At 72.9% G+C, this 23,602-nt stretch carries 26 protein-coding genes; 12 read left to right on the top strand and 14 right to left on the bottom strand.

Features of this window, described 5'->3' with window-relative positions; translation table 11 throughout:
- Positions 1–36 precede the first annotated feature (36 nt).
- From AC5WRT_RS28255 to hypE, 7 genes are all read left to right on the top strand, one after another.
- Entirely contained in the window at positions 37–1,743 is a 1,707-nt protein-coding gene (locus tag AC5WRT_RS28255; RefSeq protein ID WP_496096973.1) for an enoyl-CoA hydratase-related protein, read from the top strand.
- On the top strand, positions 1,740–2,306 hold the full coding sequence (locus tag AC5WRT_RS28250; protein WP_496096974.1) for a hydrogenase maturation protease: 567 nt from the start codon (positions 1,740–1,742) through the stop codon (positions 2,304–2,306). Before AC5WRT_RS28255 ends, AC5WRT_RS28250 begins: the two co-directional genes overlap by 4 nt.
- A 72-nt stretch (positions 2,307–2,378) precedes the next feature.
- Positions 2,379–3,095, top strand: a complete 717-nt coding sequence (hypB, locus tag AC5WRT_RS28245) for a hydrogenase nickel incorporation protein HypB (RefSeq protein ID WP_496096975.1) — start codon at positions 2,379–2,381, stop codon at positions 3,093–3,095.
- Positions 3,092–5,437, top strand: a complete 2,346-nt coding sequence (gene hypF, locus AC5WRT_RS28240) for a carbamoyltransferase HypF (protein ID WP_496096976.1) — start codon at positions 3,092–3,094, stop codon at positions 5,435–5,437. The genes hypB and hypF overlap by 4 nt, the downstream gene beginning before the upstream one ends.
- A gap of 4 nt (positions 5,438–5,441) precedes the next feature.
- Positions 5,442–5,732, top strand: a complete 291-nt coding sequence (locus AC5WRT_RS28235; protein ID WP_496096977.1) for a HypC/HybG/HupF family hydrogenase formation chaperone — start codon at positions 5,442–5,444, stop codon at positions 5,730–5,732.
- A complete protein-coding gene (hypD, locus tag AC5WRT_RS28230; RefSeq protein ID WP_496096978.1) occupies positions 5,729–6,883 on the top strand; it encodes a hydrogenase formation protein HypD in 1,155 nt (384 codons plus the stop codon). The genes AC5WRT_RS28235 and hypD overlap by 4 nt, the downstream gene beginning before the upstream one ends.
- Positions 6,876–7,955 (top strand): hydrogenase expression/formation protein HypE, encoded by a 1,080-nt coding sequence (gene hypE, locus AC5WRT_RS28225; protein WP_496096979.1) that lies wholly within the window; start codon positions 6,876–6,878, stop codon positions 7,953–7,955. The genes hypD and hypE overlap by 8 nt, the downstream gene beginning before the upstream one ends.
- Before the next feature lie 22 nt (positions 7,956–7,977).
- Here hypE and hypA read toward each other — a convergent pair whose 3' ends face one another.
- The 10 genes from hypA to AC5WRT_RS28175 all read right to left on the bottom strand — a co-directional run bounded on the left by hypA (position 7,978) and on the right by AC5WRT_RS28175 (position 15,762).
- Positions 7,978–8,337 carry a hydrogenase maturation nickel metallochaperone HypA gene (gene hypA / locus AC5WRT_RS28220; RefSeq protein WP_496096980.1) on the bottom strand — a complete coding sequence of 120 codons (360 nt, stop codon included), beginning with the start codon at positions 8,335–8,337 and terminating at the stop codon, positions 7,978–7,980.
- A 7-nt stretch (positions 8,338–8,344) separates the two neighbouring features.
- Entirely contained in the window at positions 8,345–8,506 is a 162-nt protein-coding gene (locus tag AC5WRT_RS28215) for a hypothetical protein (protein ID WP_496100733.1), read from the bottom strand.
- Positions 8,507–8,574: 68 nt separating this feature from the next.
- Positions 8,575–8,781, bottom strand: coding sequence for a hypothetical protein (locus tag AC5WRT_RS28210; protein ID WP_496096982.1), 207 nt, complete (start codon positions 8,779–8,781; stop codon positions 8,575–8,577).
- Between the two features lie 21 nt (positions 8,782–8,802).
- Positions 8,803–9,390 carry a DUF5947 family protein gene (locus tag AC5WRT_RS28205; RefSeq protein ID WP_496100732.1) on the bottom strand — a complete coding sequence of 196 codons (588 nt, stop codon included), beginning with the start codon at positions 9,388–9,390 and terminating at the stop codon, positions 8,803–8,805.
- A complete protein-coding gene (locus tag AC5WRT_RS28200) occupies positions 9,387–9,929 on the bottom strand; it encodes a NifU-related iron-sulfur-binding protein (RefSeq protein WP_496096984.1) in 543 nt (180 codons plus the stop codon). Before AC5WRT_RS28200 ends, AC5WRT_RS28205 begins: the two co-directional genes overlap by 4 nt.
- Complete coding sequence (locus tag AC5WRT_RS28195) at positions 9,922–11,721, bottom strand: nickel-dependent hydrogenase large subunit (protein ID WP_496096985.1); 1,800 nt, start codon at positions 11,719–11,721, stop codon at positions 9,922–9,924. The genes AC5WRT_RS28200 and AC5WRT_RS28195 overlap by 8 nt, the downstream gene beginning before the upstream one ends.
- Positions 11,722–11,774: 53 nt before the next feature.
- Entirely contained in the window at positions 11,775–12,866 is a 1,092-nt protein-coding gene (locus AC5WRT_RS28190; RefSeq protein ID WP_496096986.1) for an NADH-quinone oxidoreductase subunit B family protein, read from the bottom strand.
- Positions 12,863–13,408 (bottom strand): hemerythrin domain-containing protein, encoded by a 546-nt coding sequence (locus tag AC5WRT_RS28185; RefSeq protein ID WP_496100731.1) that lies wholly within the window; start codon positions 13,406–13,408, stop codon positions 12,863–12,865. The genes AC5WRT_RS28190 and AC5WRT_RS28185 overlap by 4 nt, the downstream gene beginning before the upstream one ends.
- The gene (locus AC5WRT_RS28180) at positions 13,395–14,945 is read right to left on the bottom strand and encodes a hypothetical protein (protein ID WP_496096988.1); all 1,551 of its coding nucleotides are present in this window, start codon (positions 14,943–14,945) and stop codon (positions 13,395–13,397) included. Before AC5WRT_RS28180 ends, AC5WRT_RS28185 begins: the two co-directional genes overlap by 14 nt.
- 403 nt (positions 14,946–15,348) lie before the next feature.
- The gene (locus AC5WRT_RS28175; protein ID WP_496096989.1) at positions 15,349–15,762 is read right to left on the bottom strand and encodes an SRPBCC family protein; all 414 of its coding nucleotides are present in this window, start codon (positions 15,760–15,762) and stop codon (positions 15,349–15,351) included.
- A gap of 257 nt (positions 15,763–16,019) precedes the next feature.
- Here AC5WRT_RS28175 and AC5WRT_RS28170 point away from each other — a divergent pair, with 257 nt between their 5' ends.
- Complete coding sequence (locus AC5WRT_RS28170) at positions 16,020–17,825, top strand: alkaline phosphatase family protein (protein WP_496096990.1); 1,806 nt, start codon at positions 16,020–16,022, stop codon at positions 17,823–17,825.
- A gap of 61 nt (positions 17,826–17,886) precedes the next feature.
- Here the strand turns inward: AC5WRT_RS28170 and AC5WRT_RS28165 are convergent, their stop codons facing one another.
- Together AC5WRT_RS28165 and AC5WRT_RS28160 are read right to left on the bottom strand one after the other, a co-directional pair.
- The gene (locus AC5WRT_RS28165; protein ID WP_496096991.1) at positions 17,887–18,117 is read right to left on the bottom strand and encodes a response regulator transcription factor; all 231 of its coding nucleotides are present in this window, start codon (positions 18,115–18,117) and stop codon (positions 17,887–17,889) included.
- Positions 18,118–18,213: 96 nt separating this feature from the next.
- Positions 18,214–18,882 (bottom strand): LuxR C-terminal-related transcriptional regulator, encoded by a 669-nt coding sequence (locus tag AC5WRT_RS28160; protein WP_496096992.1) that lies wholly within the window; start codon positions 18,880–18,882, stop codon positions 18,214–18,216.
- Positions 18,883–19,021: 139 nt separating this feature from the next.
- On the opposite strand from AC5WRT_RS28160, the gene AC5WRT_RS28155 reads away from it, so the two are divergent.
- Entirely contained in the window at positions 19,022–19,624 is a 603-nt protein-coding gene (locus AC5WRT_RS28155; protein ID WP_496096993.1) for an Rv1733c family protein, read from the top strand.
- Between the two features lie 795 nt (positions 19,625–20,419).
- Here the strand turns inward: AC5WRT_RS28155 and AC5WRT_RS28150 are convergent.
- The gene (locus AC5WRT_RS28150; RefSeq protein ID WP_496096994.1) at positions 20,420–20,725 is read right to left on the bottom strand and encodes a hypothetical protein; all 306 of its coding nucleotides are present in this window, start codon (positions 20,723–20,725) and stop codon (positions 20,420–20,422) included.
- A gap of 115 nt (positions 20,726–20,840) precedes the next feature.
- Between AC5WRT_RS28150 and AC5WRT_RS28145 the strand changes: the two genes are divergently transcribed.
- Positions 20,841–21,272, top strand: a complete 432-nt coding sequence (locus AC5WRT_RS28145) for an ASCH domain-containing protein (RefSeq protein WP_496096995.1) — start codon at positions 20,841–20,843, stop codon at positions 21,270–21,272.
- A 46-nt stretch (positions 21,273–21,318) separates the two neighbouring features.
- Complete coding sequence (locus AC5WRT_RS28140; RefSeq protein WP_496096996.1) at positions 21,319–21,762, top strand: hypothetical protein; 444 nt, start codon at positions 21,319–21,321, stop codon at positions 21,760–21,762.
- 154 nt (positions 21,763–21,916) lie between these two features.
- Here the strand turns inward: AC5WRT_RS28140 and AC5WRT_RS28135 are convergent, their stop codons facing one another.
- Positions 21,917–22,183 (bottom strand): GlsB/YeaQ/YmgE family stress response membrane protein, encoded by a 267-nt coding sequence (locus AC5WRT_RS28135; protein ID WP_496096997.1) that lies wholly within the window; start codon positions 22,181–22,183, stop codon positions 21,917–21,919.
- 242 nt (positions 22,184–22,425) lie between these two features.
- On the opposite strand from AC5WRT_RS28135, the gene AC5WRT_RS28130 reads away from it, so the two are divergent.
- On the top strand, positions 22,426–23,556 hold the full coding sequence (locus AC5WRT_RS28130; RefSeq protein ID WP_496100730.1) for a TerD family protein: 1,131 nt from the start codon (positions 22,426–22,428) through the stop codon (positions 23,554–23,556).
- Positions 23,557–23,602 lie beyond the last annotated feature (46 nt).

Genomic DNA, 23,602 nt, shown 5'->3' with positions numbered 1-23,602 from the left:
TCACGCCACCCCGAAGAGGGACGACGATGCCGTGTCATGGACATTTTGCTCGTCGCCAGCGCGTTCAACAGCCTCACTCAGCGTGTGTTCGCCGAACTGACGGACCACGGGCACCGCGTGGACGTCGTCCTCGCCTCGCACGGCCCCGACCCGGTCCGGGCCGCCGTGCGCGAACTGCGGCCGGAACTCGTCATCGCGCCGATGTTGAAGACGGCGCTGCCCGAGGACCTCTGGCGCGACCACACCTGCCTGATCGTGCACCCGGGGCCGCCCGGCGACCGAGGCCCCTCCTCGCTGGACTGGGCCGTCGCCGAACGGGCGCAAGAGTGGGGTGTGACCGTCCTGCAGGCCGAGGCGGCGATGGACGCGGGCGCGATCTGGGCGGCAGGGCAGTTCCCCGTGCCGCCCGTCGGCAAGAGCGACCTGTACCGCAACGAGGCCTCCGACGCCGCCGTCACCGCCGTCCTCACCGCCGTACGGCGGTACGCCGAGGGCTCCTACAAGCCCCGGCCACAGACGGACGACTCGGTCAGCGTGGTCTGGCGCGAGGTCTTCCGGCAGGAGCGGCGGCGGATCGACTGGGAGCGCGACGACACCGAAACGGTCCTGCGCAAGCTCCGCGGCGCCGACTCGCAGCCGGGTGTCCTGGACCAACTCCTCGGCCGGGAGGTGTTCCTGCACGGCGGGCACCCCGAGGACCGGCTGCGCGGCCGGCCCGGCGACCTCCTCGCCCGGAGGGCGGGCGGCGTGTGCCGGGCCACCCGCGACGGCGCGGTGTGGATCCCGGAACTCCGCCCCCGCAGGACCTCCGGCGACCCGGCGCCCTTTCGCCGGCCGGCCGCCTCCGTGATCGCCGCCTGGGACCCCTCCCTCCGACTCCCGGAGGACCCCGCCCCGTTGGAGCTGCCGGACGACCGGCGGACCTGGACCGACATCCGCTACCGGGAGCACGGCGACGTCGGCTTCCTCGGCTTCTCCTTCCCGGGCGGTGCGATGAGCACCGACCAGTGCCGCCGACTGCTCACCGCCTACCGGCACGCGCTCTCCCGGCCCACCCGCGTCCTCGTGTTCGGCGGGGCCCGCGACTTCTTCGCCAACGGCATCCACCTGAACGTCATCGAGGCGGCTCCCGACCCCGCCCAGGAGTCGTGGGTCAACCTCAACGCCATCGACGACGTGGTCGAGGCCGTGCTGCACACCACCGACCGGCTGGTCGTGGCGGCGCTCGCCGGCAACGCGGCGGCCGGCGGCGTCATGCTCGCCCTCGCCGCCGACGAGGTGTGGTGCCGCACCGGCGTCGTCCTCAACCCGCACTACCGGCGCATGGGCCTGTACGGCTCGGAGTTCTGGACGTACAGCCTGCCGCGCCGCGTCGGAGCGGAACACGCCCGGCGACTGACGACCGAGGCCCTGCCGGTGAGCGCGGCGTCCGCCGAGCGGCTGGGTCTCGTGGACCGGCTCGTACCGGTCGCGCCCGGCGGTTTCCCGGCCGAGGTGCGCCGCCTGGCGGCCGAACTCGCCGGCTCACCCTTCCTGGAGGCGCGGATCGCCGCCAAGGGCGCGCGCGCCGCCGAGGAGACGGACCGCTCGCCGGCGGCCTGCCGGGAGGCCGAACTGGCCCGGATGCACACCATCTTCCACGACCCCGAGGCCCCGTATCACGCCCTGCGTTCCGCTTTCGTGCGCAAGACCCCGTCCGGCTCCCCCCGGCCGCTGACCGCGCCGGCCGGAGACCTCCGGTGACCGCGCGGTTGCTCGTGGCCGGCGTCGGCAACATCTTCCTCGCCGACGACGCCTTCGGCCCCGAGGTGATCCGCGCCCTCGGCCGGCGCCCGCTGCCGCCCGAGGTGCGGGTGCAGGACTACGGCATCCGCGGCATGGACCTCGCCTACGCCCTGCTCGACGGCTACGACACCGCCGTCCTGGTCGACACCGCGCGGCACGGCCACCCGCCGGGCACCCTCTCCCTGATCGAGGCCGGACCGCCCGACGCTGACGTCGTGCCCGAGGCCCACGGCATGGACCCCGCGAAGGTGCTGGCCCTGGCCGCGCACCTGGGCGAGGAGCCCCTGCCCCGGGTCCTGGTGCTGGCCTGCGAGCCCGAGGTGCTGCCGGACGGCGACGCGGACATCCTGCCCGGGCTCAGCACACCGGTCCGGAAGGCCGTCCCCCGGACCGTGGACGCCCTGCACGCCCTGATCCCGGCCCTGCTCGCCGATCCCCGCGCGCCCCGGCCGCCATTGGGCTGCCCGGTGGAATCCGGGCCCCCCGACCCGGCTGCGCTGCCCGGTACGGCGGTCGGCTGAGCGGAAGATCGGTGGAGCCCGCGCCGCAGGGACGCGGCCGGGCTCCACCACCGCATCCGAGGAGCAGCGCCCATGTGCGGGTCCGACGTCAAGCAGGCCGTCCTCGCCAAGAACGACGGCCTGGCCGCCGAACTGCGTGCCGATCTCGCCCGGCAGGGCGTGACCGTCGTGAACCTGCTCTCCAGCCCCGGCAGCGGCAAGACCGAACTCCTCGGCCGGATCCTGGCCCGCGCGGTGCAGCGCGAGGTGCCCGTGGCGGCGCTCACCGCGGACCTGGCCACCGAGAACGACGCCGTCCGGCTGGCCCGATCCGGCGCCCCCGTCCAGCAGCTGCTGACCGACGGACTGTGCCATCTGGAGGCCCGGCAGGTGCGCGCCCGGCTGGCGGGCTGGCTGCCCGAGGACACCGCGGTCCTCTTCGTGGAGAACGTCGGCAACCTCGTCTGTCCGGCCGCCTACGACCTCGGCGAGACGCTGCGGGTCGTGCTGATGGCGGTCACCGAGGGCGAGGACAAGCCGCTGAAGTACCCCACCGCGTTCGGCTCCGCCCACCTGGTCGTCGTCACCAAGACGGACCTCGCCGAGCCGGCCGGCTTCGACGAGGCCGCCTTCCGGGCGAACGTGCACCGGGTCAATCCGGGCGTGGAGATCGTGAAGTCCTGCGCCCGCACCGGTGCCGGCGTCGGCACCCTCCTCGACCGCGCCCTCGCCGCCCGGGACGGCACGCTCCACCGCCCGCCCCTCGCACCGCATCCGCACGGTCACGACCACACCGCCCCCGCCGTATGACGGCCCCGGCCACCGGCCTCGTACGCCGCCGGCTCACCGTACGCGGCACCGTGCAGGGAGTCGGCTTCCGGCCGTATGTGCACCGGCTGGCCGCGGGCCTGGGCCTGGCCGGATTCGTCGGCAACACCGGTGACGGCGTGATCGTCGAGGTGGAGGGCCCAGCGGGGGAGGTGGAGCGGTTCTGCGCCGCGCTGGCCGAACAGCCGCCGCCCCTGGCCACCGTGACCGGCATCGCGGGCGAGGACCTGCCCGCGACCGGCGAGGCGGGCCGCTTCACCATCCGCTCCACCGAGCGGGCCGGCGGGCGCACCGAGCTGCCGCCCGACACCGCGACCTGCGCCGACTGCCTGGGCGAACTGGCCGATCCGGCCGACCGCCGGCACCGGCACCCGTTCGTCACCTGCACCCACTGCGGCCCGCGCTTCACCATCGCCACCGGGATGCCGTACGACCGCGCGGCCACGACGATGGCCGGCTTCCCGATGTGCCCCTCCTGCGCCCACGAGTACGCCGACCCCGCAGACCGGCGCTTCCACGCCCAGCCTGTCGCCTGCCCCGACTGCGGGCCGAGGCTCACCCTCGTCCCCGGCCTCGACGGCCTGCGCCCGGCGCGGGACGCGCACGCCCTCGCCACGGCACGGGCACTGCTGGCCGCCGGGCGGATCGTCGCCGTCAAGGGCGTCGGCGGCTACCACCTCGCCTGCGACGCCACCGACGACCGGGCCGTCGCGACCCTGCGCGCCCGCAAGGAACGCGGCGGCAAGGCCTTCGCAGTGATGTGCGCCGACCTCGCCGCCGCCGGGCGGATCGCGGACCTCTCCGCCGCCGAACGTGCCGCGCTGACCGGCCCCCGGCGCCCCGTCGTCCTGCTACGCAGGCGCACCCCGGCCGACGGCATCCGCCTCGCGGACGAGGTCTGCCCGGGCAGCCCGCACGTGGGCGTGATGCTGCCCTACACCCCCGTGCACACCCTGCTCCTCGGCCTGCCCGGGGATCCGCCCGGCCCCCGGGTCCTGGTGATGACCAGCGGCAACCGCTCCGGCGAACCCATCGTCACCGACGACGCCGAGGCCCTGGAACGGCTCGCCGGGCTGGCCGACGCCTGGCTCACCCACGACCGTCCCATCGCCTCGCCGTGCGACGACTCCCTGGTGCGGGTCCGCCCGGACGGCACCGAACAGGTCCTTCGACGGTCCCGCGGCTACGTCCCGCGCGCACTGCGGCTCCCCGTGCCCGTACCGCCCGTGCTCGCGGTGGGCGGCGACCTGAAGAACGTGCCGTGCCTCGGCGAGGGCGAGCACGCGTGGTTCGGGCCGCACATCGGTGACATGGGAGAGCTTTCCGCCCTGGAAGCCGCCGAGCGCGCCGAACGGCACCTGACCCGCCTCACCGGCGTCACTCCGGCGCTGGTCGCCGCCGACCGCCACCCCCGCTACCACTCCACCCGCCGGGCCCGCGACCGTGCCGCCCGGTTGCCGGGCGGCGTCCTGCGGCTGGTCCAGCACCACCACGCCCACATCGCCTCCACGATGGCCGAACACGGCCTGGACGGCACCACGCCGGTGATCGGCGTCGCGTTCGACGGCACCGGATACGGCGACGACGGCACCGCGTGGGGCGGCGAGATCCTGCTCGCCGACTACACCGGCTATCGGCGCTTCGCCCACCTGACCCCCGCCCCGCTGCCCGGCGGCGACGCCGGTGTGGCCAACCCCTGCCGGCTGGCGCTGGCCCGGCTGTGGGCGGCCGGGCTGCCGTGGGAGCCGGACCTGCCGAGCGTACGGGCCTGCACGCGGACAGAACTCGCGGTACTGCGACGGCAGCTGGAGCGGCAGCTGGCCTGCGTGCCGACCTCCGGCATGGGGCGCCTGTTCGACGCCGTGTCGTCCCTGGTGGGGGTGTGCCACCGGGCGGAGTACGAGGCGCAGGCCGCGACGGAGCTGGAGGCGGTCGCGCTCCAGGCCACGGACGCGGACTGCGGGGCCTACCCCTTCGGACTCTCCGGGAACGGGCAGCTCGACCCGGCGCCCATGCTCCGCGCACTCCTCGACGACCGGCAGAGCGGCACTCCCGCACCGGTCCTCGCCGCCCGCTTCCATCGGGGCGCCGCACAGGCAGTCGTCGGCGTCTGCCGACGGGCACGCGCGGAGACCGGGCTGACCACGGTCGCCCTGACCGGAGGCGTCTTCGCCAACGGACTGCTGGAGCAGGAGTGCACCGCGCTGCTGGCCGGGGACAACTTCATGGTCCTCAGGCACGGCGAAGTCCCCCCGAACGACGGAGGGTTGGCGCTCGGTCAGCTCATGGTCGCGGGAACGGCAACCAACCACGAGACGGAGTGACCACATGTGTCTGGCAGTGCCCGGCAAGGTCGTGTCCATCGACCATCGCGCCGACCCCCTGACCGGGCTGATCGACTTCGGCGGAGTGCGCAAACAGGCGTGCCTGGAGTACCTGCCCGACGTGCGGGTGGGGGAGTACGTCATCGTCCACGTCGGCTTCGCGCTGCAGCGCCTGGACGAGGAGTCGGCACGGGCGTCGCTCGAGCTGTTCGAGCAACTGGGACTCCTCGACGAGGAGTTCGGGGACGCCTGGCAGCAGGCGGCCCGGCAGGAGAGCGGGAGTGAGGCGCGGTGAAGTACATCGAGGAGTTCAACGACCCAGGTCTGGCACGCCGGTTGCTGGACGAGATCGGCGCCACGGTCACCCGGCCCTGGGCGCTGATGGAGGTCTGCGGCGGCCAGACCCACTCCATCATCCGCCATGGCATCGATCAACTCCTGCCGGACGGAGTGGAGTTGATCCATGGCCCTGGTTGTCCCGTGTGTGTCACGCCGCTCGAGGTCATCGACAAGGCCCTGGACATCGCAGCCCGGCCGGAGGTGATCTTCTGCTCCTTCGGGGACATGCTGCGCGTGCCCGGCACCGACCGGGACCTGTTCCGGGTCAAGGGCGAGGGGGGTGACGTACGTGTGGTGTACTCACCGCTGGACGCCCTCGACCTCGCCCGGAAGAACCCGGACCGCCAGGTGGTGTTCTTCGCCATCGGCTTCGAGACGACCGCCCCGGCCAACGCCATGGCCGTCCACCAGGCCCGCCGCCTCGGTCTGGCCAACTTCAGCCTGCTCGTCTCCCACGTGCGGGTCCCGCCCGCCATCGAGGCCATCATGACGGCACCGGAATGCCGGGTGCAGGGCTTCCTCGCCGCCGGGCACGTGTGCAGCGTCATGGGCACCGCCGAATACCCCGGCCTTGCCGAGAAGCACCGGGTGCCGATCGTCGTGACCGGCTTCGAACCGCTGGACATCCTCGAGGGCATCCGCCGTGCCGTCCACCAACTGGAGCGCGGCGAGCACCGGGTGGAGAACGCCTACCCGCGCGCCGTGCGCGAGCAGGGCAACCCGGCCGCCCTGCGCATGCTGGAGGAGGTCTTCGAGGTCGCCGACCGCAATTGGCGCGGGATCGGCCGCATCCCCGCCAGCGGCTGGCGGCTGTCCGACGCCTACCGCGCCTACGACGCCGAACACCGCTTCGACGTCACCGGCATCCGCACCGAGGAGCCCGCCGTGTGCCGCGCCGGCGAGGTGCTGCAAGGACTCGTCAAGCCCACCGAGTGCGAGGCGTTCGGGAAGGCCTGCACCCCGCGCACCCCGCTCGGCGCCACCATGGTCTCCAGCGAGGGTGCCTGCGCGGCCTACTACCTGTACCGCCGGATGAACGGCCCGGCGGTGGCACAGGGCTCACGCTTCCCGCTGGTCTCCCAGGAGGGGATGAACCCCGTTGGCTGACATCGCCACACCTCACACGGAGGTCGTCGACCCCGCGAACCGGACCTGCCCCGCCCCCCTGCGCGACCAGCCAGTCGTCGTCATGGGGCACGGCGGAGGCGGGGCCCTGTCGGCAGAGCTGATCGAGCAGGTCTTCGCCCCCGCCTACGGCAACCCCACCCTGGCCGCCCTCACCGACTCCGCCGTCCTCGACCTGGGCGGCGCCCGGCTGGCCTTCTCCACAGACTCCTACGTCGTACGGCCGCTGTTCTTCCCCGGTGGCAGCCTGGGCGACCTCGCCGTCAACGGGACGGTGAACGATCTGGCGATGAGCGGGGCACGGCCCGCCTACCTGTCCACCGCCTTCGTACTGGAGGAGGGCGTGGAACTGGACGTCGTCAGCCGTGTCGCGCGGGCCGTCGGCGCGGCGGCCGAGGCCGCAGGCGTGACCGTCGCCACCGGTGACACCAAGGTGGTCGAGTCCGGACACGGCGACGGCGTCTACGTCACCACGGCCGGTGTCGGCCTGGTACCGGACGGAGTGGACATCCGGCCGCAGCGCGCCCGGCCCGGTGACGCCGTGATCGTCAGCGGCCCGATCGGGCTGCACGGTGTCGCCGTCATGAGCGTGCGCGAGGGGCTGGAGTTCGGCGTCGAGATCGCCTCGGACACCGCGCCCCTCGCGGACCTCGTGGCGACCATGCTGGCGGTCACGAAGGACATCCACGTCCTGCGCGATCCCACCCGCGGCGGCCTCGGCGCGTCCCTGAACGAGATCGCGCGGGCCTCCGGCACCGGCGTCCGCTTGCGCGACCGGGCCGTCCCGGTCCCGGAGGCGGTCGCGAACGCCTGCGGCTTCCTCGGCCTGGACCCGCTGTACGTCGCCAACGAGGGCCGGCTCGTCGCCTTCGTGCCCCCGGAGCACGCCGAGGCGGTGCTGGCGGCGATGCGGGCGCACCCGCAGGGCACCGGAGCCGCCCTCATCGGCGAGTGCGTGGCCGAGCACCCGGGCATGGTCGTCGTCGCCACCGGCCTCGGCGGCACCCGGGTGGTGGACCTTCCCCTGGGGGAGCAACTGCCCCGGATCTGCTGAGCACGCCCGCCCGGCCCCGTCCTCAAGGCAGGGCCGGGGCCGCCGGTTCGATGCCGGTGATCTCCAACTCCCGTCCGCTGCGCAGCTCCTGCGAGGGCCGGTCACAGTGCGGGCACCAGAAGAACGGCGGCATGCCCACCGCGAACTCCGTGGCGCACGGTGCACAGTAGGCGTGCGCCGCGACCTGCTCGACGACCAGCTCCGCCGAGGCCAGTGCCGTGCCTTCTCGGGCCACCTCGAAGGCGAAGTGCAGCGCGTCCGGCACGACGCCCGCCAGCTCGCCCACGCGGACGGTCACCGCCGACACGGCCTCCGTGCCGTCCGCACGGGCGAGTTCACCGGCCCGCTCCACGATCGCGGTCGCGACCGACAACTCGTGCACCGCCGGCTCAGCCCGGCCGCTTGGCGCCCGAGCGCAGCTTGACCATGCGCCAGATGCGCACCTCGCGCACGATGCCCGGGAACTCCCGCACGAGCAGCGCGAGCGTGAGGGCGCCGAGCGCGACCCCCTGAGCGATCAGCACGCGCTGTGCCGTCGCTCCCGTGCGCACCGCGCCGCATCTGGTTCCTGCCCGCCGTTTCCTCATCCCGATGCCCTTCCGCTGTCTCGTCCCGCCGCTCATCCCGGCGAGATGTTCGGCATGATCTTCATGATGGCGTCGTGCCGCTTCCAGTGGATGCCGGTGGAGCGGCGCGCGTCGGACGTGCCGTTCTTGTGGTGCCCCGTCTGGTGCCTGTACGGGCCCTTGTTGCCCTGGTGCAGTCCGCGCACATGCCCCGGCAGGTCGGGCTTCGCCTGGGGACGGCCCACTTTGATGGTGCTCATGGCTGTTCTCCTCTCAGGTCCTCACGACCGCTCGGTCAGCTCCGTGAAGAACCGTTCGACGGCCGGCCACACCCGGCCGCCTCCGGCGAGGCCGCGCCACTCCCGGCGGACCAGCGCGACCATCCGGAAGCAGTCGTCCACCGGCACGATCCAGTGGTGGTCCATGTCCCGCACGGTGTTCACCAACAGAGCCTCCACCTCGGGAGCCATGGTCGCCAGTGGTGGACACGCGGCGCACATCCCCGCCCAGTGGTCCGCGTCGACCTCCCAGCGCATGGCCCCGGCGGGGCTCGGGCCCTGCGCGGTGACCGTGCCGTCCGCCCGGGGCACGAAGAACACCAGCCCCACCGGCACCCCGAGCGGCGCGGTGTCCAGCGGCGCCAGGCGCACCCGCCGGCGCGGCACCAGCAGGTACCGGCCGCCGCCCGCGCCGTCGCCGGCGAACAGCACCGCACAGGCCCCGCAGGCGCACAGCAGCTCCTGCTGTTCGGCGGCGTACAGGTGACGGTGGTCGTCCGGCACGGGCTGTGCGCACAGGTCGCACCGCTCGGGGCCGTCCCGTTCGGCCGCGGAGCGGATGACCCGGGCCAGTGCTCCGTCCACGCTCACCGCGCCTCCCGCACCAGCAGGGATTCCAGCGGCACGAAGGCGGGAGCCGACGGGGTGGGCAGCTGCTCGACCGAGGTCAGCTCGGGTGCCGCCGACAGCACCGCCTCCCGGACCGCGTCCGCGACCGTGGGGCCGCCGCCGCAGCCGGACCCGCAACCGCCGGCCTCGCTGACCCGCACCCGGGCCACCTGGCCCTCCACGGCGACCAGTTCGACGTCACCGCCACGCTCGCGTACGGCCTGCCGGAGCCGTTCGACCGCGCGCTCGGCCCGGCGGGCGGGCGGTTCCGGGTGCACCCCGTGCAGCACCAGCAGGTGCGCAAGGAGCTCGTCCCCGGCCAGCCGCCCGGCAAGTGGCTGTCCGGCCAGGTCCAGCACCCGGGCCAGTGCCTCGCCGTACACCTCCGTCAGCACCCGGACCGCCTCGACGGCCGTGGTGCCGGCGGGCCCGGGCGCGGACTCCAGCCGGGCCAGCAGCTCGTCCAGCCGGGCGAGCCGCGCCTCCACCTCCGGATCCGCGAGGCGCCGGCCGTCAGCCATGGTTCGCCCCGTACGTCGGCGAGTGCACGGTCGTCAGCGTCCTGCCCTTGCCCATGTACATGTGCACGCCGCACGGCAGACAGGGGTCGAAGCTGCGCACGGTGCGCATGATGTCGACGCCCTTGAAGTCGTCCGGGCCGTTCTCCTCGAAGATCGGCTGGCCCTGCACGGCGTCCTCGTACGGCCCGGGGGTGCCGTAGCTGTCGCGAGGGCTGGCGTTCCAGGGGGTCGGCGGATACGGGTGGTAGTTCGCGATCTTCTTGTCCTTGATCACCAGATGGTGCGAGAGGACCCCGCGGACCGCCTCGTGGAAGCCGCAGCCGATCGCCTCGTCCGGCACCTCGAAGTCCTCGAAGATCTTCGTCTCACCGGCCCGCAGCAGCCCCATCGCCTCCTCCAGGAACTGCAGGGCCATGGCGGCCGCGTACGCCACGAAGTAGGGCCGGGCGCGGTCCCGTTCGATGGTGTTGCTCCACTTCGGGATCTGCCACTCCAGGGTGGTCTCCGGCAGCGACTCGCCCTTGGGCAGCGAGATGCGCACACCGCTGCCGGTCGCCTTCACGTACGGCGTGTCGACCAGGCCGCTGAGCGCGGTCGACCACAGCCGGGCCAGCGGCCCGCCGCCCGTGTCCAGGGCCAGGTGCTGACCGGTCTCCGGGTGGTACCAGCGCGGGCTCATCACCCAGCTGTAGTTGCCGTCGAAGTCACGTTTCTGCGGCACCGGCACGGTGGTCTGGTTCCACGGGTGGCGCATGTCGACCGGGTTGCCGAGCGGATCGTGCGTGACGAACGGTCGTTCGCCGGCCCAGTCCTCGTAGAAGGAGCTGCCCAGCATGATGCGCAGGCCGAGGTTGATGTCGACCAGGTTGTTGGTGACCAGCTTCCCGTCGACGACGACGCCGGGCGTGACGTACATCGCCTTGCCCCAGCGGTTCATGTTCTCGTAGCGGTAGTCGCACACGTCCGGGTTCTGCCATGCGCCCCAGCAGCCCAGCAGGACCCGGCGCCTGCCCACCTCCTCGTATCCGGGCAGGGCCTCGTAGAAGAAGTCGAAGACGTCGTCGTTCATCGCCACCGCCTTCTTCACGAAGTCGATGACGCGCATCAGCCGGCTGAGGTAGTCGGTGAAGGTGTTCGGCTGCGGCATCGTGCCGACCCCGCCCGGGTACAGCGTGGAGGGGTGCACATGCCGCCCCTCCATGAGGCAGAACATCTCCCGGGTGATCCGGCTGACCTTCAGCGCCTCCTTGTAGACCTCGCCCTCGAAGGGGTTGAAGGCCTTCATGATGTCGGCGACGGTGCGGTAGCCGTGGACGTGCCCGCGCGGCGCGTCGGTGGTCTCGGCACGGGCCAGGACACCGGGGTTGGTGGCCTTGACCATCGCTTCGCAGAAGTCCACGAAGACCAGGTTGTCCTGGAAGATCGTGTGGTCGAAGATGTACTCCGCCGCCTCGCCGAGGTTGGTGATGTACTCGGCCATCCTCGGCGGCTTGACGCCGTAGGCCATCTGCTGGGCGTAGTTGGAGCACGTGGTGTGGTTGTCGCCGCAGATGCCGCAGATCCGCGAGGTGATGAACCCGGCGTCGCGCGGGTCCTTGCCCTTCATGAACACCGAGTAGCCCCTGAAGAGCGACGAGGTGCTGTGACACTCCACGACTTCCTGGTTGGCGAAGTCGATCTTCGTGTAGATGCCGAGATTGCCGATGATACGGGTGATCGGGTCCCAGGACATGTCCACGATCTGTGCGGGCTTGCGGTCCTTGGCTCGCGTGGTGTCCTCGGTGGTCGTCATCCGGGTTCCTGCCCCTCGTCCGTCGTACGCATGGGTCTGTGGTCGCCTTCCGCTCAGGGACGCCAGTGCGGGTCGTAACCGGTGGTCAGTTCGGGCCCGTTGTGGTGCCACTTGGGTTCGCGGTTCACCGCGATGCTGGTCAGCCCGCGCAGTCGGCGGATGACGGCGCCGTACGGCTTGATCAGCGTGGACGACAGAGTGCCGCCGGTCGGCTCGTCCATGAACGGCATGAACGCGTCCGGGAAGCCGGGCATGGTGCAGCCGATGCAGATGCCGCCGACGTTCGGGCAGCCGCCGATGCCGGCCATCCAGCCGCGCTTGGGCACGTTGCAGTTCACGACCGGACCCCAGCATCCGGTCTTCACGATGCACTTGGGGGAGTTGTAGTCCACGGCGAAGTCGGCCTGCTCGTAGTACGCGGCCCGGTCGCAGCCCTCGTGCACCGTCTTGCCGAACAGCCACTGCGGACGCAGCATGTGGTCCAGCGGAGGCGGCGGCGCGGCCCCGGCCGCGTGGTAGAGCACCCAGACCAGGGTCTCCATGAAGTTCTCCGGCTGGATCGGGCAACCGGGCACGTTCACCACCGGAAGCGCGCCCTGCGACTTGAAGTCCCAGCCCAGATAGTCCGCGAGTCCCATGCAGCCGGTGGGGTTTCCCGCCATGGCGTGGATCCCGCCGTACGCGGCGCAGGTGCCGGCGGCGACCACCGCCCAGGCCTTGGGTGCCAGCTGGTCGATCCACCAGTTGAGGGTCTGCGGCTCGCCGGTGTCCGGGTCGTTGCCGAACGACGTCCAGTAGCCGTCGCCGTCGATGATGTTCTGGTTGGGGATCGAACCCTCGATGACGAGGATGAACGGCGACAACTCCCCGCGGGCCGCGGCTCGGTAGGGGGCCAGGAAGTCCTCGCCGCCCAGGCTCGGGGACAGGACCTTGTTGACGAGGTTCACCTTCGGCAGGCCCGGAATCAGGCCCAGCACCAGGTCCTCGATGGCGGGCTGTCCGGCGGCCGTCAGGGAGACGGTGTCGCCGTCGCAGCTCATGCCCTCGGAGATCCAGAGGATGTGGATCTCGTCGAACCCGTCCCCGCGCGCGTTCGCCCGGCTGGGGTTCCGGGTCACGTCCGTGGTGCCGCTCTGAGTGTTCATGTCCTCGGCCTCCGCTGCAGTCGGTCCCGGAGTCGGTCGTATGCCGCGGCCACCGGGGCCGCGAGGGTCAGGGCGGGCGGATGGTCCGGGGCGCTCGGGTGCGGGCGGGTCGGCGCGCCCGCCTTCGCCTGCGCGATCAGCCCGCCCAGCCGGTCCAGGTCCGGCTGTGCAACGTGCTCCCGCAGCCGGGGCATGAGGGTGCCCTCCTCTTCCCGGATGTGCTCCCTCACCTCGTGCCGCAGTTGCTCGACGAGCTCGTCGGGGCGCCGGTCACCCTCGCCGAGCCGGTCGAGTTCGACGAGGATCTGCTTGACTCCCATGTGCTCACTCAGGTGCTCGTCGACCTCCCGGTCGCCGTCCGGCAGCACCTTCCTGGCCAGCGGGTAGAGCAGCATCTCCTCCAGCGCCGCGTGCTTGGACAGCTCCCGCACCAGCAGCTCCACGACGCCGCGCCGTTGCCGGTGGGAGGCCGCGGCCCGGTAGTCGCGGAACAATTGCTCGACCATCCGGTGGTCGTGCGTCAGGACGTCAAGGGCGTCCATGGAACCGTCCCTCCTCCGGCCGGCCGGCCGGACGCTCGGGGGGCCGCGGGGGCTGCGGCCGGGATGGCCGACCCGGACCCGGTGGTTCGGCGGGGCCGAGGGCTTCGACCTCGCCGGGCCGGAAGTAGTGGAAACGGCCGTACCAGCCGTGCAGTTCGGCGGCCGGGTCGTCGTCGACCGTGACCGCCAGATGGACGCTGCCGTCCACGTCGTGGAAGACCGCCGCGACTCGCGCGGTGCGCCCGGCGAGGAACATGTCCTGCGCGTCGGCGCCCCGGCCGCGCGGGCGCAGCCGCACCCGGCTGCCGCCGCCGACGCGGGCGCCGTCCACGAGCACCGTGTCGGTCGCAGGGGACAGCCCGTCGTCGCCGCCCTCCTGCCACCAGGTGCGCCGTTCGGCGGGCGGGGCCGCCGGGGCCAGGGAGCGGATCGCGCCGTGCAGCCGCTCGAAGACCTCGCGGGGCATGGCCTCCACCCGGTCCACGATCTGTGCGGCCCGCGGATCGGTGGCCCGGGCCTCGGCCTTCTCCTCGTCGGTCAGGAGCATGGTGCGCAGCGTGAGGATCTCGTCGATCTCCGCCGCGTCGTGCAGATCGCCCGGGCTCTCCGGCGCCACCTGCGGCCGGTCCGGCAGGATGATGGGAGCGGACAGCATGACCGCGCCGGTCGCGCCCTTCTCGGCCGCTCCGCCGAGGACCGGGAACGTGAACGCGTTGCGGCAGCCCCGCGCCTGCTCGGCCAGGGCCTCGGGCGGATCGATCAGGGACACGAACTCCACGCCGTCCCCGCCGAGGAGAGTGTGCGTGGCGATCAGCGCCTGCCGCAGCGCCTCGCCGCGCGGGGCACGCGGGTCCGCCGCCTCGCCGGTGTTCGCGGTGCGGACCCGCAGCCGGTACAGCTCCGGGGCCAGCGGCTCCGCCACGACCGTGACGGCGCCCCGCACCCGACGGCGCCGCCGCACCGTCCGGCCCGCGCCGTCCGGCAGCGGCCCGGTGTCCGTGCCGGCCTCCGCCGACACGAGGGCCGTACGACCGTCGCCTGTCAACTTGCTCAGTGGCAGTACCAGTTCGCTCTCGCGGGGCACCGCCTCCTCGAACGACAGGTGGGTGATGCCGTCGGCCGTGCGCAACGACTCCACCGGCCGGTGCTCCCCGTCGGGGCAGGCCGCCTCGATCTGCTTGTCCTGCATCTGGAGGTACCGCACCCGCACCCGCACGACCGCGTCCGGGTCCCGCGCGCGCAGCAGGCACTCGGTCTGCTGGTACCAGGAGTCGGCGGAGCCGGCGATCCCCGGCGTGACCGGTCCGTCCCGCTCCACCCAGTCCCGGGGCAGCAGGACGCCGAACTGCCAGCGGACCCGGTTCTTCGGCGAGGAGCGGCGGTAGGGGTAGAGCAGGTACCCCTCGTAGAGCACGGCGTCCGCGACGGCCCGGATCCGTTCGAAGGCGTCACCGGCCGGGCCGTGCGGCACGTCGGCGCACCCGTCGTCCAGCACCGCGGCACGCGCCCCTCTGCCCTCGCCGCTTCCCTCGGGCATGCCGCCTCCTCATCGCGGGTCTTGCCGGTCCACTCCTTCCACCACCGTCACACCGGTCACCGACCCTCGCCCCTCCGGCGCACCGCCATTGCGCCGCGCGGGGGACGACGAGGGCCCGGGAAGGCCGCTCGACACGCTCTGTGACGGGGCGGGCAGACGGGCGCTCTCGTGCGGCCGGGCCGCGGCGGCCGGCGCGGACGACACCTTCCGCGCCGGGCGGACGGGGCGTCGAACGGCGACGGACGGCGCCGCGCAGCTGACCGGTGCCCTCGCAGCACCCTCCGGCTACGGCTCCGCCGCTGCTCGTCCTCGTGCAGCGACTCGTCGGCGGCGTTCGCCTCGTGGGCACGGACACCGAGTCCCCGGAGCGCCGGCGTTCTCCGGAGGCGCCGGGGCCGGTGCCTCAGCCGGAGGGGTTCTCCACGCGCAGGCGCACCTGTTCCTCCAGGCGCCGCAGACTGCGGTCCAGCGCGTCGAACACCGCCGCCTCGCCGGGATCGTGATCGGTGTCGAAGAACGACAGGTGCACGGTCACCTCGCTGGCCCCACTGCCGATGCCGGACACCTGCAGCCATCCGGTGTAGCTGCCCTGCTCACGCGTGCCCCACTCCAGACGCATCTGGTCGGGCTCCGCCCGCAGCAGGGCGGGCATGTCGTGGCCGGAGCGGTCCTCGTGCACCGTGACGGCGGGCGGTTCCCCGGGCTCCACGTGCACGGCGTCCGGGAGCCAGGCGTCGAGCTGGCCCATGTTGGCCGCCTGGTCGAAGACCTGCTCGGGCTGTGCGGGCATAGCGCGGGACCATTCGTACTCGGTCATGGTGATACCGCCCTTTGCTCGGAAGTCCTACCCCGACCGCGTGCCCCTTCCGGGGCGCCCGAAAAGCCTGGGCCTCCCGCACCACGCCCACGACCCCGCGCCCCAGCCCTGGCCGCCGTGAACTTGTCCGGTCAAGTTTGGGCACGGTTCTTCCGCCCGACAGCGACGACCAGTACTCATGTCCCGTTCACTGCGCACAGCCAGGCCGTGCGGACGGCACCGCTCGGCATCCTCACGAACGGGACGAGGTACCACGTATGCGACTGCGCTGGAGATCCCTCGGTGGGCTGCTGGCCCTCCTCGGCGCGCTGATCGTCGTCGCTCCCGCCCCCGCCCACGCGGCCGGGAGCAGCGGCGACCTGATCGTCAACGGCGATGCGGAGAGCGGGGGTTACTGCACCCAGGACTGGGCGGCCGCCACCACCGTCCCGGGCTGGACCACGGAGGCCGGCGGCCTGAACGTCATGTGCCACAGCGTCGCCTCCTTCGGCCTGCCGAGCGACGGCGGTACGCCGGGCAAGGCGTTCTTCGCACCCGGCGACTTCGGCGACGGGGCGATGACGCAGACCGTCGACGTCTCCTCGGCCTCCTCGGCCATCGACGGCGGGGGAGTGCACTACGACCTCTCCGGCTGGCTCGGCGGCTGGACCACCTACAGCGGCCATGTCGCGGTCAGCCTGCACTTCCACGACGCGCAGGGCCGCCCGGTCGGCGGCGCCGCCGAGCTGCCCACCGTGTCCGCGAGCGACCGGGGCCTGGCCACCAGGTTCCTCTCGCGCAGCGCCACCGGCGCGGTCCCGGCCGGTACCCGGTCCATCCAGGTCGAGGTGCAGTTCCTGTCGACGAGCGGCGAGACCGGCTACCTCGACAATCTGTCCCTCACCCTGGACACCCCGGTCGCCGCACCCGCCCCGTTGACCCCGCCGGCCTCCAAGGTGCCCGGCTACGACCATGTGTTCATGGTCATGATGGAGAACACCGACTACTCCGAGGTCATGAACGACCCGGCGGACACGCCGTACATGCACAGCCTCATGGCCCAGGGCGCCACGCTCACCGACGCCCACGGCGTCTATCATCCGAGCGACGAGAACTACCTCGCCATCGCGGGCGGCGACACCTACGCCAGGGGCGCCACGTACTTCCCGAACATCAACTCGCCCGAGCGTGACCTCGGCGACACCCTGGAGGCGGCCGGCAAGACCTGGAAGGCTTACGAGCAGGGCATGGGGACGCCCTGCAACACCAGGAACGACCACGACAGTTACTACGAGCCCGACGACGCGCCCTTCATCAACTACACCGACATCAGCGGCGACACCACGCGCTGCGCGGCGCACCTGTTCGACACCACCCAGCTGACCACCGACCTGAAGTCCGCGGCCACCACGCCGGACTTCTCCTGGATCGCCGCCGACGACTACTACGACGGCGAGGCCTCCGGCAACGGCAGCGCCACCAGTCTGAAGACCCAGGACGGGTGGCTGAAGCAGACCCTCGCCCCGGTCCTCGCCTCCCCGGCCTGGACGCAGGAGCGTTCACTGCTGATCCTGACCTGGGACGAGAGCCAGAACGAGGGCTACAACCACGTGGCCACCACGCTCGTCGGCTCCCAGGGCACCGTCCCGGCCGGCACCAGTAGCCCGCTGCACTACGACCACTACGGCATCGGCCGCACCATCGAGGCCGCCCTCGGGCTGCCCGGCCTCACCGCCAACGACACCTACGCGATGCCGCTGAACGCCGCGTTCGCCCCGTCCACCGCTACCATGCCGACGCTCACCGGCGACCTGAACGCGGTGTCCGAGGGCGGCAACGTCACCTTCCGCTACACGGTGCCCTCGGCGGCCCAGGTCAGCGCCAAGAACTGGATCGGGATATACCCCGCGGGCGCCGTCCCCGGCCGGCGGTCCTCGCTCACCTGGTCCTATGCCCCGAACGCGGGCGGTGCCCTGACCTTCCCGACCGGCGGGCTCGGCGGCGCGGGCACGTACGAGGTGTACTACCTCGCCGACGACGGCTACTCGGTCCTGGCCGGACCGTTCACCCTGACGGTGGACTGACCGCCCACGCCGCACCCGGGCCCGTGTCCGCGCGGCCGCCGTCGCGGTCGTCGCCCTGGGATCACAGACCCAGGGCGATGGCCACACGGGTCAGCTCGGCGGTGTTGGTGATGTTGAGCTTGGCCCGGATGCGGCGGAGGTAGGCGTCCACGGTATGGGTGGACAGACCCATGTGGCGGGCTGTCTGCAGATAGGTGCGGCCGGCCGCGATGTGGCGGAGCGTCTCCCGCTCGCGCGGAGCCAGCGCGGGGGCGGGGGCCTCGGTGTGCGGCGTGGCGAGAGTGGTGCTCATGGTGCTCTCCTCCGGCGAGAGATCTGACCGGTTGGGGTGATTTGCCCCTGTTGTTCCAGATTGCTCGGCGGACGTCATCGCCATGTCCGTCGACTGTCACGGGCGTGTCACAGGGCGGCCGTGAATGGTTTGAACCACTGCCTGCCGGGCTGACGTGGGGGAGGGGCCGGGTCGGACCAGCCCGGCCTGGTGGGTGTAGAGGGCGGCCTGGACCCGGTTCTCCAGCCCGAGGTGGGACAGAACGCGGTTGACCCGGCTCTTCGCGGTCGCCTCGCTCAGGCCCAGGCCCGCGGCGATCCGTGCGTTGGACAGGCCGCGCGCGACCGGGACCAGAACCTGGATCGCGCGCTCGGTCAGCGAGACGCCCGCCGGGGCGGGCACGGGCGCCGTCGGCAGCGGCGCGGGCGGCAGCACGGTGACGGTGTCGATGAGGCGCCGCGTGACGGTGGGGGAGAGGAGGGGCTCGCCGTCGGCCGCCGCGCGGAGGGCCTCGGCGAGCTGTTCGGGTCGGCTGTTCTTCAGCAGGAAGCCGACGGCGCCCGCGCGCAGGGCGGCGTGCACGTACTCGTCCAGGTCGAACGTGGTCAGCACCAGCACACGCGGCCCCGGCACCGGCCCCGCCCACTCCTGCACGAGCGCGGCCGAGGGCGAGACGGCCGTCCCGGTCCCGGCACGATCCCGAACCCGCTGGTCGGCGGGGCCCGGCGACACCTCCTCACGAGCCTCTTCGGCACTCACCCCGCCGACATCCGGATTGAGGTGCACGATGGTGTGGTGACACTCGACGGCCGGGTCCGGGAGACCGCCCCGAGCCCGCTCGCCGCCCGCCCGGCGCCCCTGCCCGGCGAGAGGTACGCGGAGTGGACGCGACGAAGCCGCCGGTGTGCGAGAGGAGGCGGTGACGATGAACCGGACACCTCCCACGACGGTCACGCACGTACGGCTGTGGCGCTGGCGCAGAAACCCGCTCAGGCGGCACAGCGACGTCGTCGAGGCCTGGATCGTCCTCGTGACCTGGGTGCTCGCCGTCCTCGGCGGGGCCGCCGCCGGCCTCGCGGCGGCCGCTACCGCCGGCGCGGCGTTCTCCGCACGGGAGGCCCAGGTGCACCCGGTGTCCGCCGTGCTCACCGACAGCGCGGCGCGGACCCCGGCCTCCGGGTCCGGCTACGACGACGGGCGGGTCTGGGCCGGCGTGCGCTGGACGGACGCCCACGGCGCCGTGCACACCGACCGGGCGAAGGTCCTGCCCGGCGTCCCCCCCGGATCCCTGGTGACCGTGTGGACCGACCGCGCGGGCCATGTGGTCTCCGCGCCCGTCACCGGCGCCGCCGCAGACCTGCAGGCGGCCCTGACCGGCGTGCTCGTCGCGCCGTCGGCCGGCGCGGCGGTCTGGGGCGCGGGATGGGTGGTGCGCAGCCGGCTGATCAAGCGGCGCATGGCCGAGTGGGACGAGGAGTGGAAGCAGATCGGGCCCCGGTGGGGGAACCTCAGCGGGGGACGCGGCTGACCCGCGGTGCCGTCCTGGGACGCGCCGGGCACCGGGTACGGGCGGCGCCGCCGTACCGCGGGGAGCGCAGGCCGGGGCGGGAAGGGCCATCCGCTTCTCGTGGATCCGGATTGCGCGGTGCACGGCTCGGGGCCGCTTCCCCGCGTCTGTTCTCGGTCCTTCCCGCCACTACCAGCACACCACGGAATCCGCCGTCCCACCAGGCCCGGCGGTCCTCCGCGGCGGCTGCGGAGGACGGTGACCCGAGAGGGCGACGCGGCACCGCACAGGCCGTCCCGACGCGTGATCCGGCCCGCGTGGCACGGGTCTGCTGACCACCGGGGGGCAGCGCGGAGGCGTTCCCCGTCCGCTCGGGAGACGGGCCGCCGGGCGAGGTCCGGGAGTGGCCGGGGACCCGGACCGGGCGACGGCGACCAGGTACCGGTGAGCAGCCGCGTCGCACGCCGCCCCGGCGAGCCGGGGTGCACGGCGTGCGGCTCCGCCGAGGCGCCCCGCACACCATCTGACGGTCCTCGCATGTCCGGTGCATGATCAGCCGGCCGTCCCGGGCCGGGTCCTGTCCCGCGCCTATTGAGGAGAGAGCCGTCGCGCGCTCAGCCCTGCGCCCCGCCGCGACCTGCGCGGCCGCCGCCGCGATCGGCATCGGTCCCCGTGCTCGCCGCGCCCGTGGCGCACGCCGCGCCGGCCGTGGGCGCGCCGGCCGTGACGGCGGTGCCGGCCTGGTGCCGGCGGTCGTACGCCGCCGGCCGACCGGGAGGTGAACCGCGCTCCCCGCCGGCGCACGCGCCGCACGACTCACATCTTGCGCCGGACGACGAGGATCACCAGCAGTACGGTCGCGCCGGCGGCCGTGCCATGGGCGACCACGGCCGTGAGCGGGAAGTGCCGCTCGGCCGTGGTGTCCCCGTGGGAGTGGCGGCCGGAGCTGGGCAGCCAGCGCAGCAGCATCATGAAACCGAACGCGGCCACGATCAGCACCACCGCGCACGCGGCCCAGGCCGAACTGCGCACCCCGCCCACCACATAGGCGGTCCAGGCGGCCAACCCGGCCACGGCGAGGGCCACATGCCCGAGCACCAGCCACAGCGGCAGCCGCGTCACACCGGGCCCTTCCACAGGCGGCCCGAAGGGTGCAAGAGGCGCCCGCAGATCGGGTCCAACCGCTCGGCCGCGCCTGTCCGTTGATCGACGCGGCCCGGCCTCGTACGCTCTCCCGATGGGACACGACGACCTTCCGACCCTCGAACTCGCCTTCCCCGGACCGGAACGTGACCGTGGTGTCGCGGCGATCCTGAGCGGTGAGAAGACCGCGCTCACAGGACTTCTGGAGATCTACGAGCACGCCGGAGAGGCGGTGCCGCGGGCCGGTGAGCGGTTCTCGGTGCTCGATTCCGAGGGGCGTCCGGCCGTCACGATCGAGCTCGTCGACGTACAGGTCGTGTCCGTCAAGGAGATCGACGACGACTTCGCGCGCGCGGAAGGGCGCGGCTACGCCGACGCAAAGGAGTGGCGGGCGGCCCACGAGGAGTTCTTCCGGAGCGCCGGCGTCAGCGACTTCCTGGGACATACGCCCGTCATCGGCGACGACACTCTCGTCGTCGCCCAGCGCTTCCGGGTGACCGGGGCCGACGCCCTGCCCGATCGGTGAGCGCATCGGATCCGCTCGGCGCCGATGTCACGCGAGAACGCCAGTCTTGCCCCGGACCGCGCCGCCCACCGAACCGCCCGCCGCGAAGGTCGCCTCCCGCTGGTCCCTCACCCCGGCCACGCTGCCGACGGCCGGCCGGCTGGGGGCGCTCTGGCCGCAGGGTCTGAACTCCCCCGACCGGTTCGTGGCCGGGTACGGCACCGAGGAGGCCACCGTCGGGCCCGGCGGACGGACCCATCCCGGCGGCGTCCGCATGAAGGCGCCCCTGACCTTCGACGCGCTCGACGCGGCCTGGGTACGGTTCGCCGTGACCGCCCCGCAGGGCAACGGAGGTGCCTGCCTGCTACGGCGATTGCGCGGGCCCGACTTCGCGGTCGTCGGCGGCAGGAACATCCTCGCCGCCGACGACCGTCACCGGCGGCACCCCCTGTCACCCACGTCTACCGCCTCGGCACACCCGGAACCCGGTCCTTCCCGGCGACGTTCGTGAAGCTGCCCTGACGGGCGACGGTCCGCGCCGCGGACCGTCGCCCGTCAGGGCCAGGTGCCGGAAACCGACACAGCGGCGCCGCTCCGTCTCGTCCACGGCCTCCGTGGGCCCGCTCGCCGCCTGAGCGGAGCCGCACGGGGCGCCGGCGCCGGTGTCAGTCGCGGGAGTTGCCGAACAGGATGCGGTAGCCGATCAGCAGCACCAGCGAGCCGGCGATCGCCGCGCCCCAGGTGTAGAGGTCGAAGAAGTGTCTCTCCACCGGGCGGTCGAGGAAGCGGGCGGACAGCCAGCCTCCGACGAAGGCGCCCGCGACGCCGATGACGGTGGTGCCGATCAGACCGCCCGGGTCGCGGCCGGGCAGCAGGATCTTGGCGATGGCTCCGGCGACCAGGCCGAGGATGATCCAGCCGATGATGCCCACGGTGTTGTCCTCCAGTCGGGTCGGAATCCGCGCCCAGCGCGCCGGATGCCGACACTTGGTTTGCCTGCTCGCGCAACCCTAGAGGCCGGCGGAGGCCGCCGGACAAGCGCTGTCGACCTCTGGAGACGACACGTCGAGGTTCTGCTACACGATCAAGACATTGCGCAATCGAGGAACCTGAAGGGGTCCCGGAGCGTCGATCATGATGGACGCGCGACGTGGAACGGCTGCGGAGGACGTGGATGAGTGTGTCCTTGACGAGGGGCGGCAATGTGTCGCTGAGCAGGCGGGCCCCCGGCCTGACTGCTGTGACGGTCGGGCTGGGCTGGCAGGCGACGAGCGGATGCGAGCCGGACGGGAGCGCCCTGCTGTGCGACCGGACGGGCAAGGTGCTCTCCGACGAGCACCTCGTCTTCTACAACAACCTCAGCAGTCCTGACGGTTCGGTCCGTCACGGAGGCGGTGGCGGACGGATCGACGGCGACGACCAGCGCATCCAGGTCGACCTGACCAGGGTTCCGGACGAGGTGGAGAAGATCGTCTTCCCTGTTTCGCTCTACGAAGGGGCGAGCCGCGGCCAGGCGTTCGGTCAGGTGCGGCGGGCGCACATCCGCGTCCTCGACCAGGAAAGCGGCACCGAACTGGCCCGCTACGACCTCGCCCCCGGCGGCCTGTCCACCGAGACCGCCCTGGTCTTCGGCGAGCTGTACCGGCACGGCGCGGAGTGGAAGTTCCGCGCCGTCGGGCAGGGTTACGCCTCGGGACTCGCCGGGATCGCCGCCGACTACGGCGTGGCCGTGCTCAGGGACACGCCCCCGGGCCCGGCGCCGGCACCCGCCGCCGCACCTCGGACGAACGCGGAGGTGCCCGTGCCGCCCGCACCGCAGACGCATGCCGGTCCTCACCAGCCGCCCGTTCCACCGGGGCCGCCGGCCGCCGCTGCGCCGGCCCCGGCGTTCCCCCCATCGCCGTACACCACCGGGAGTTCCCTCGTGACCTGCTTCTTCGATCCCCACCACGGCCCGGGCACGACGACCGTCACCTGGTCCCCGCAGTGGGGCGTGCCGCGGCCCGTGCAGACCTGCGCCGCCTGCGCACAGCGCGTGCAGACCACGGCGCCGCCGTTCTACACCCCGCCCCAGCAGGGCTGTCCGCAGCCCGTGCCTCAGGCCTTTCCGCAGGGCTACCCCCAGCAGGGACACGCGCAGCCGTACGCCGACCACGACCATCACCACGAGGGCGGCGGACGGCGATTCGGCGCGGGCGCGCTCATCGGCGCCGGTGCGGCGGGTCTCATCGGTGGCGCGCTGCTCAACGAGGCGTTCGACGACGACGAACCGGACGTCGTGGTCAACAACTTCTACGAGGAGTGATCCCTGGGGGAGGGGCGGCCTCTCCCGTGCCTCCCCCCGTGTACGC

The sequence above is a fragment of the Streptomyces sp. NTD91 genome (genome assembly GCF_059510455.1).
This window is presented reverse-complemented; position numbering and strand designations above follow the sequence as displayed.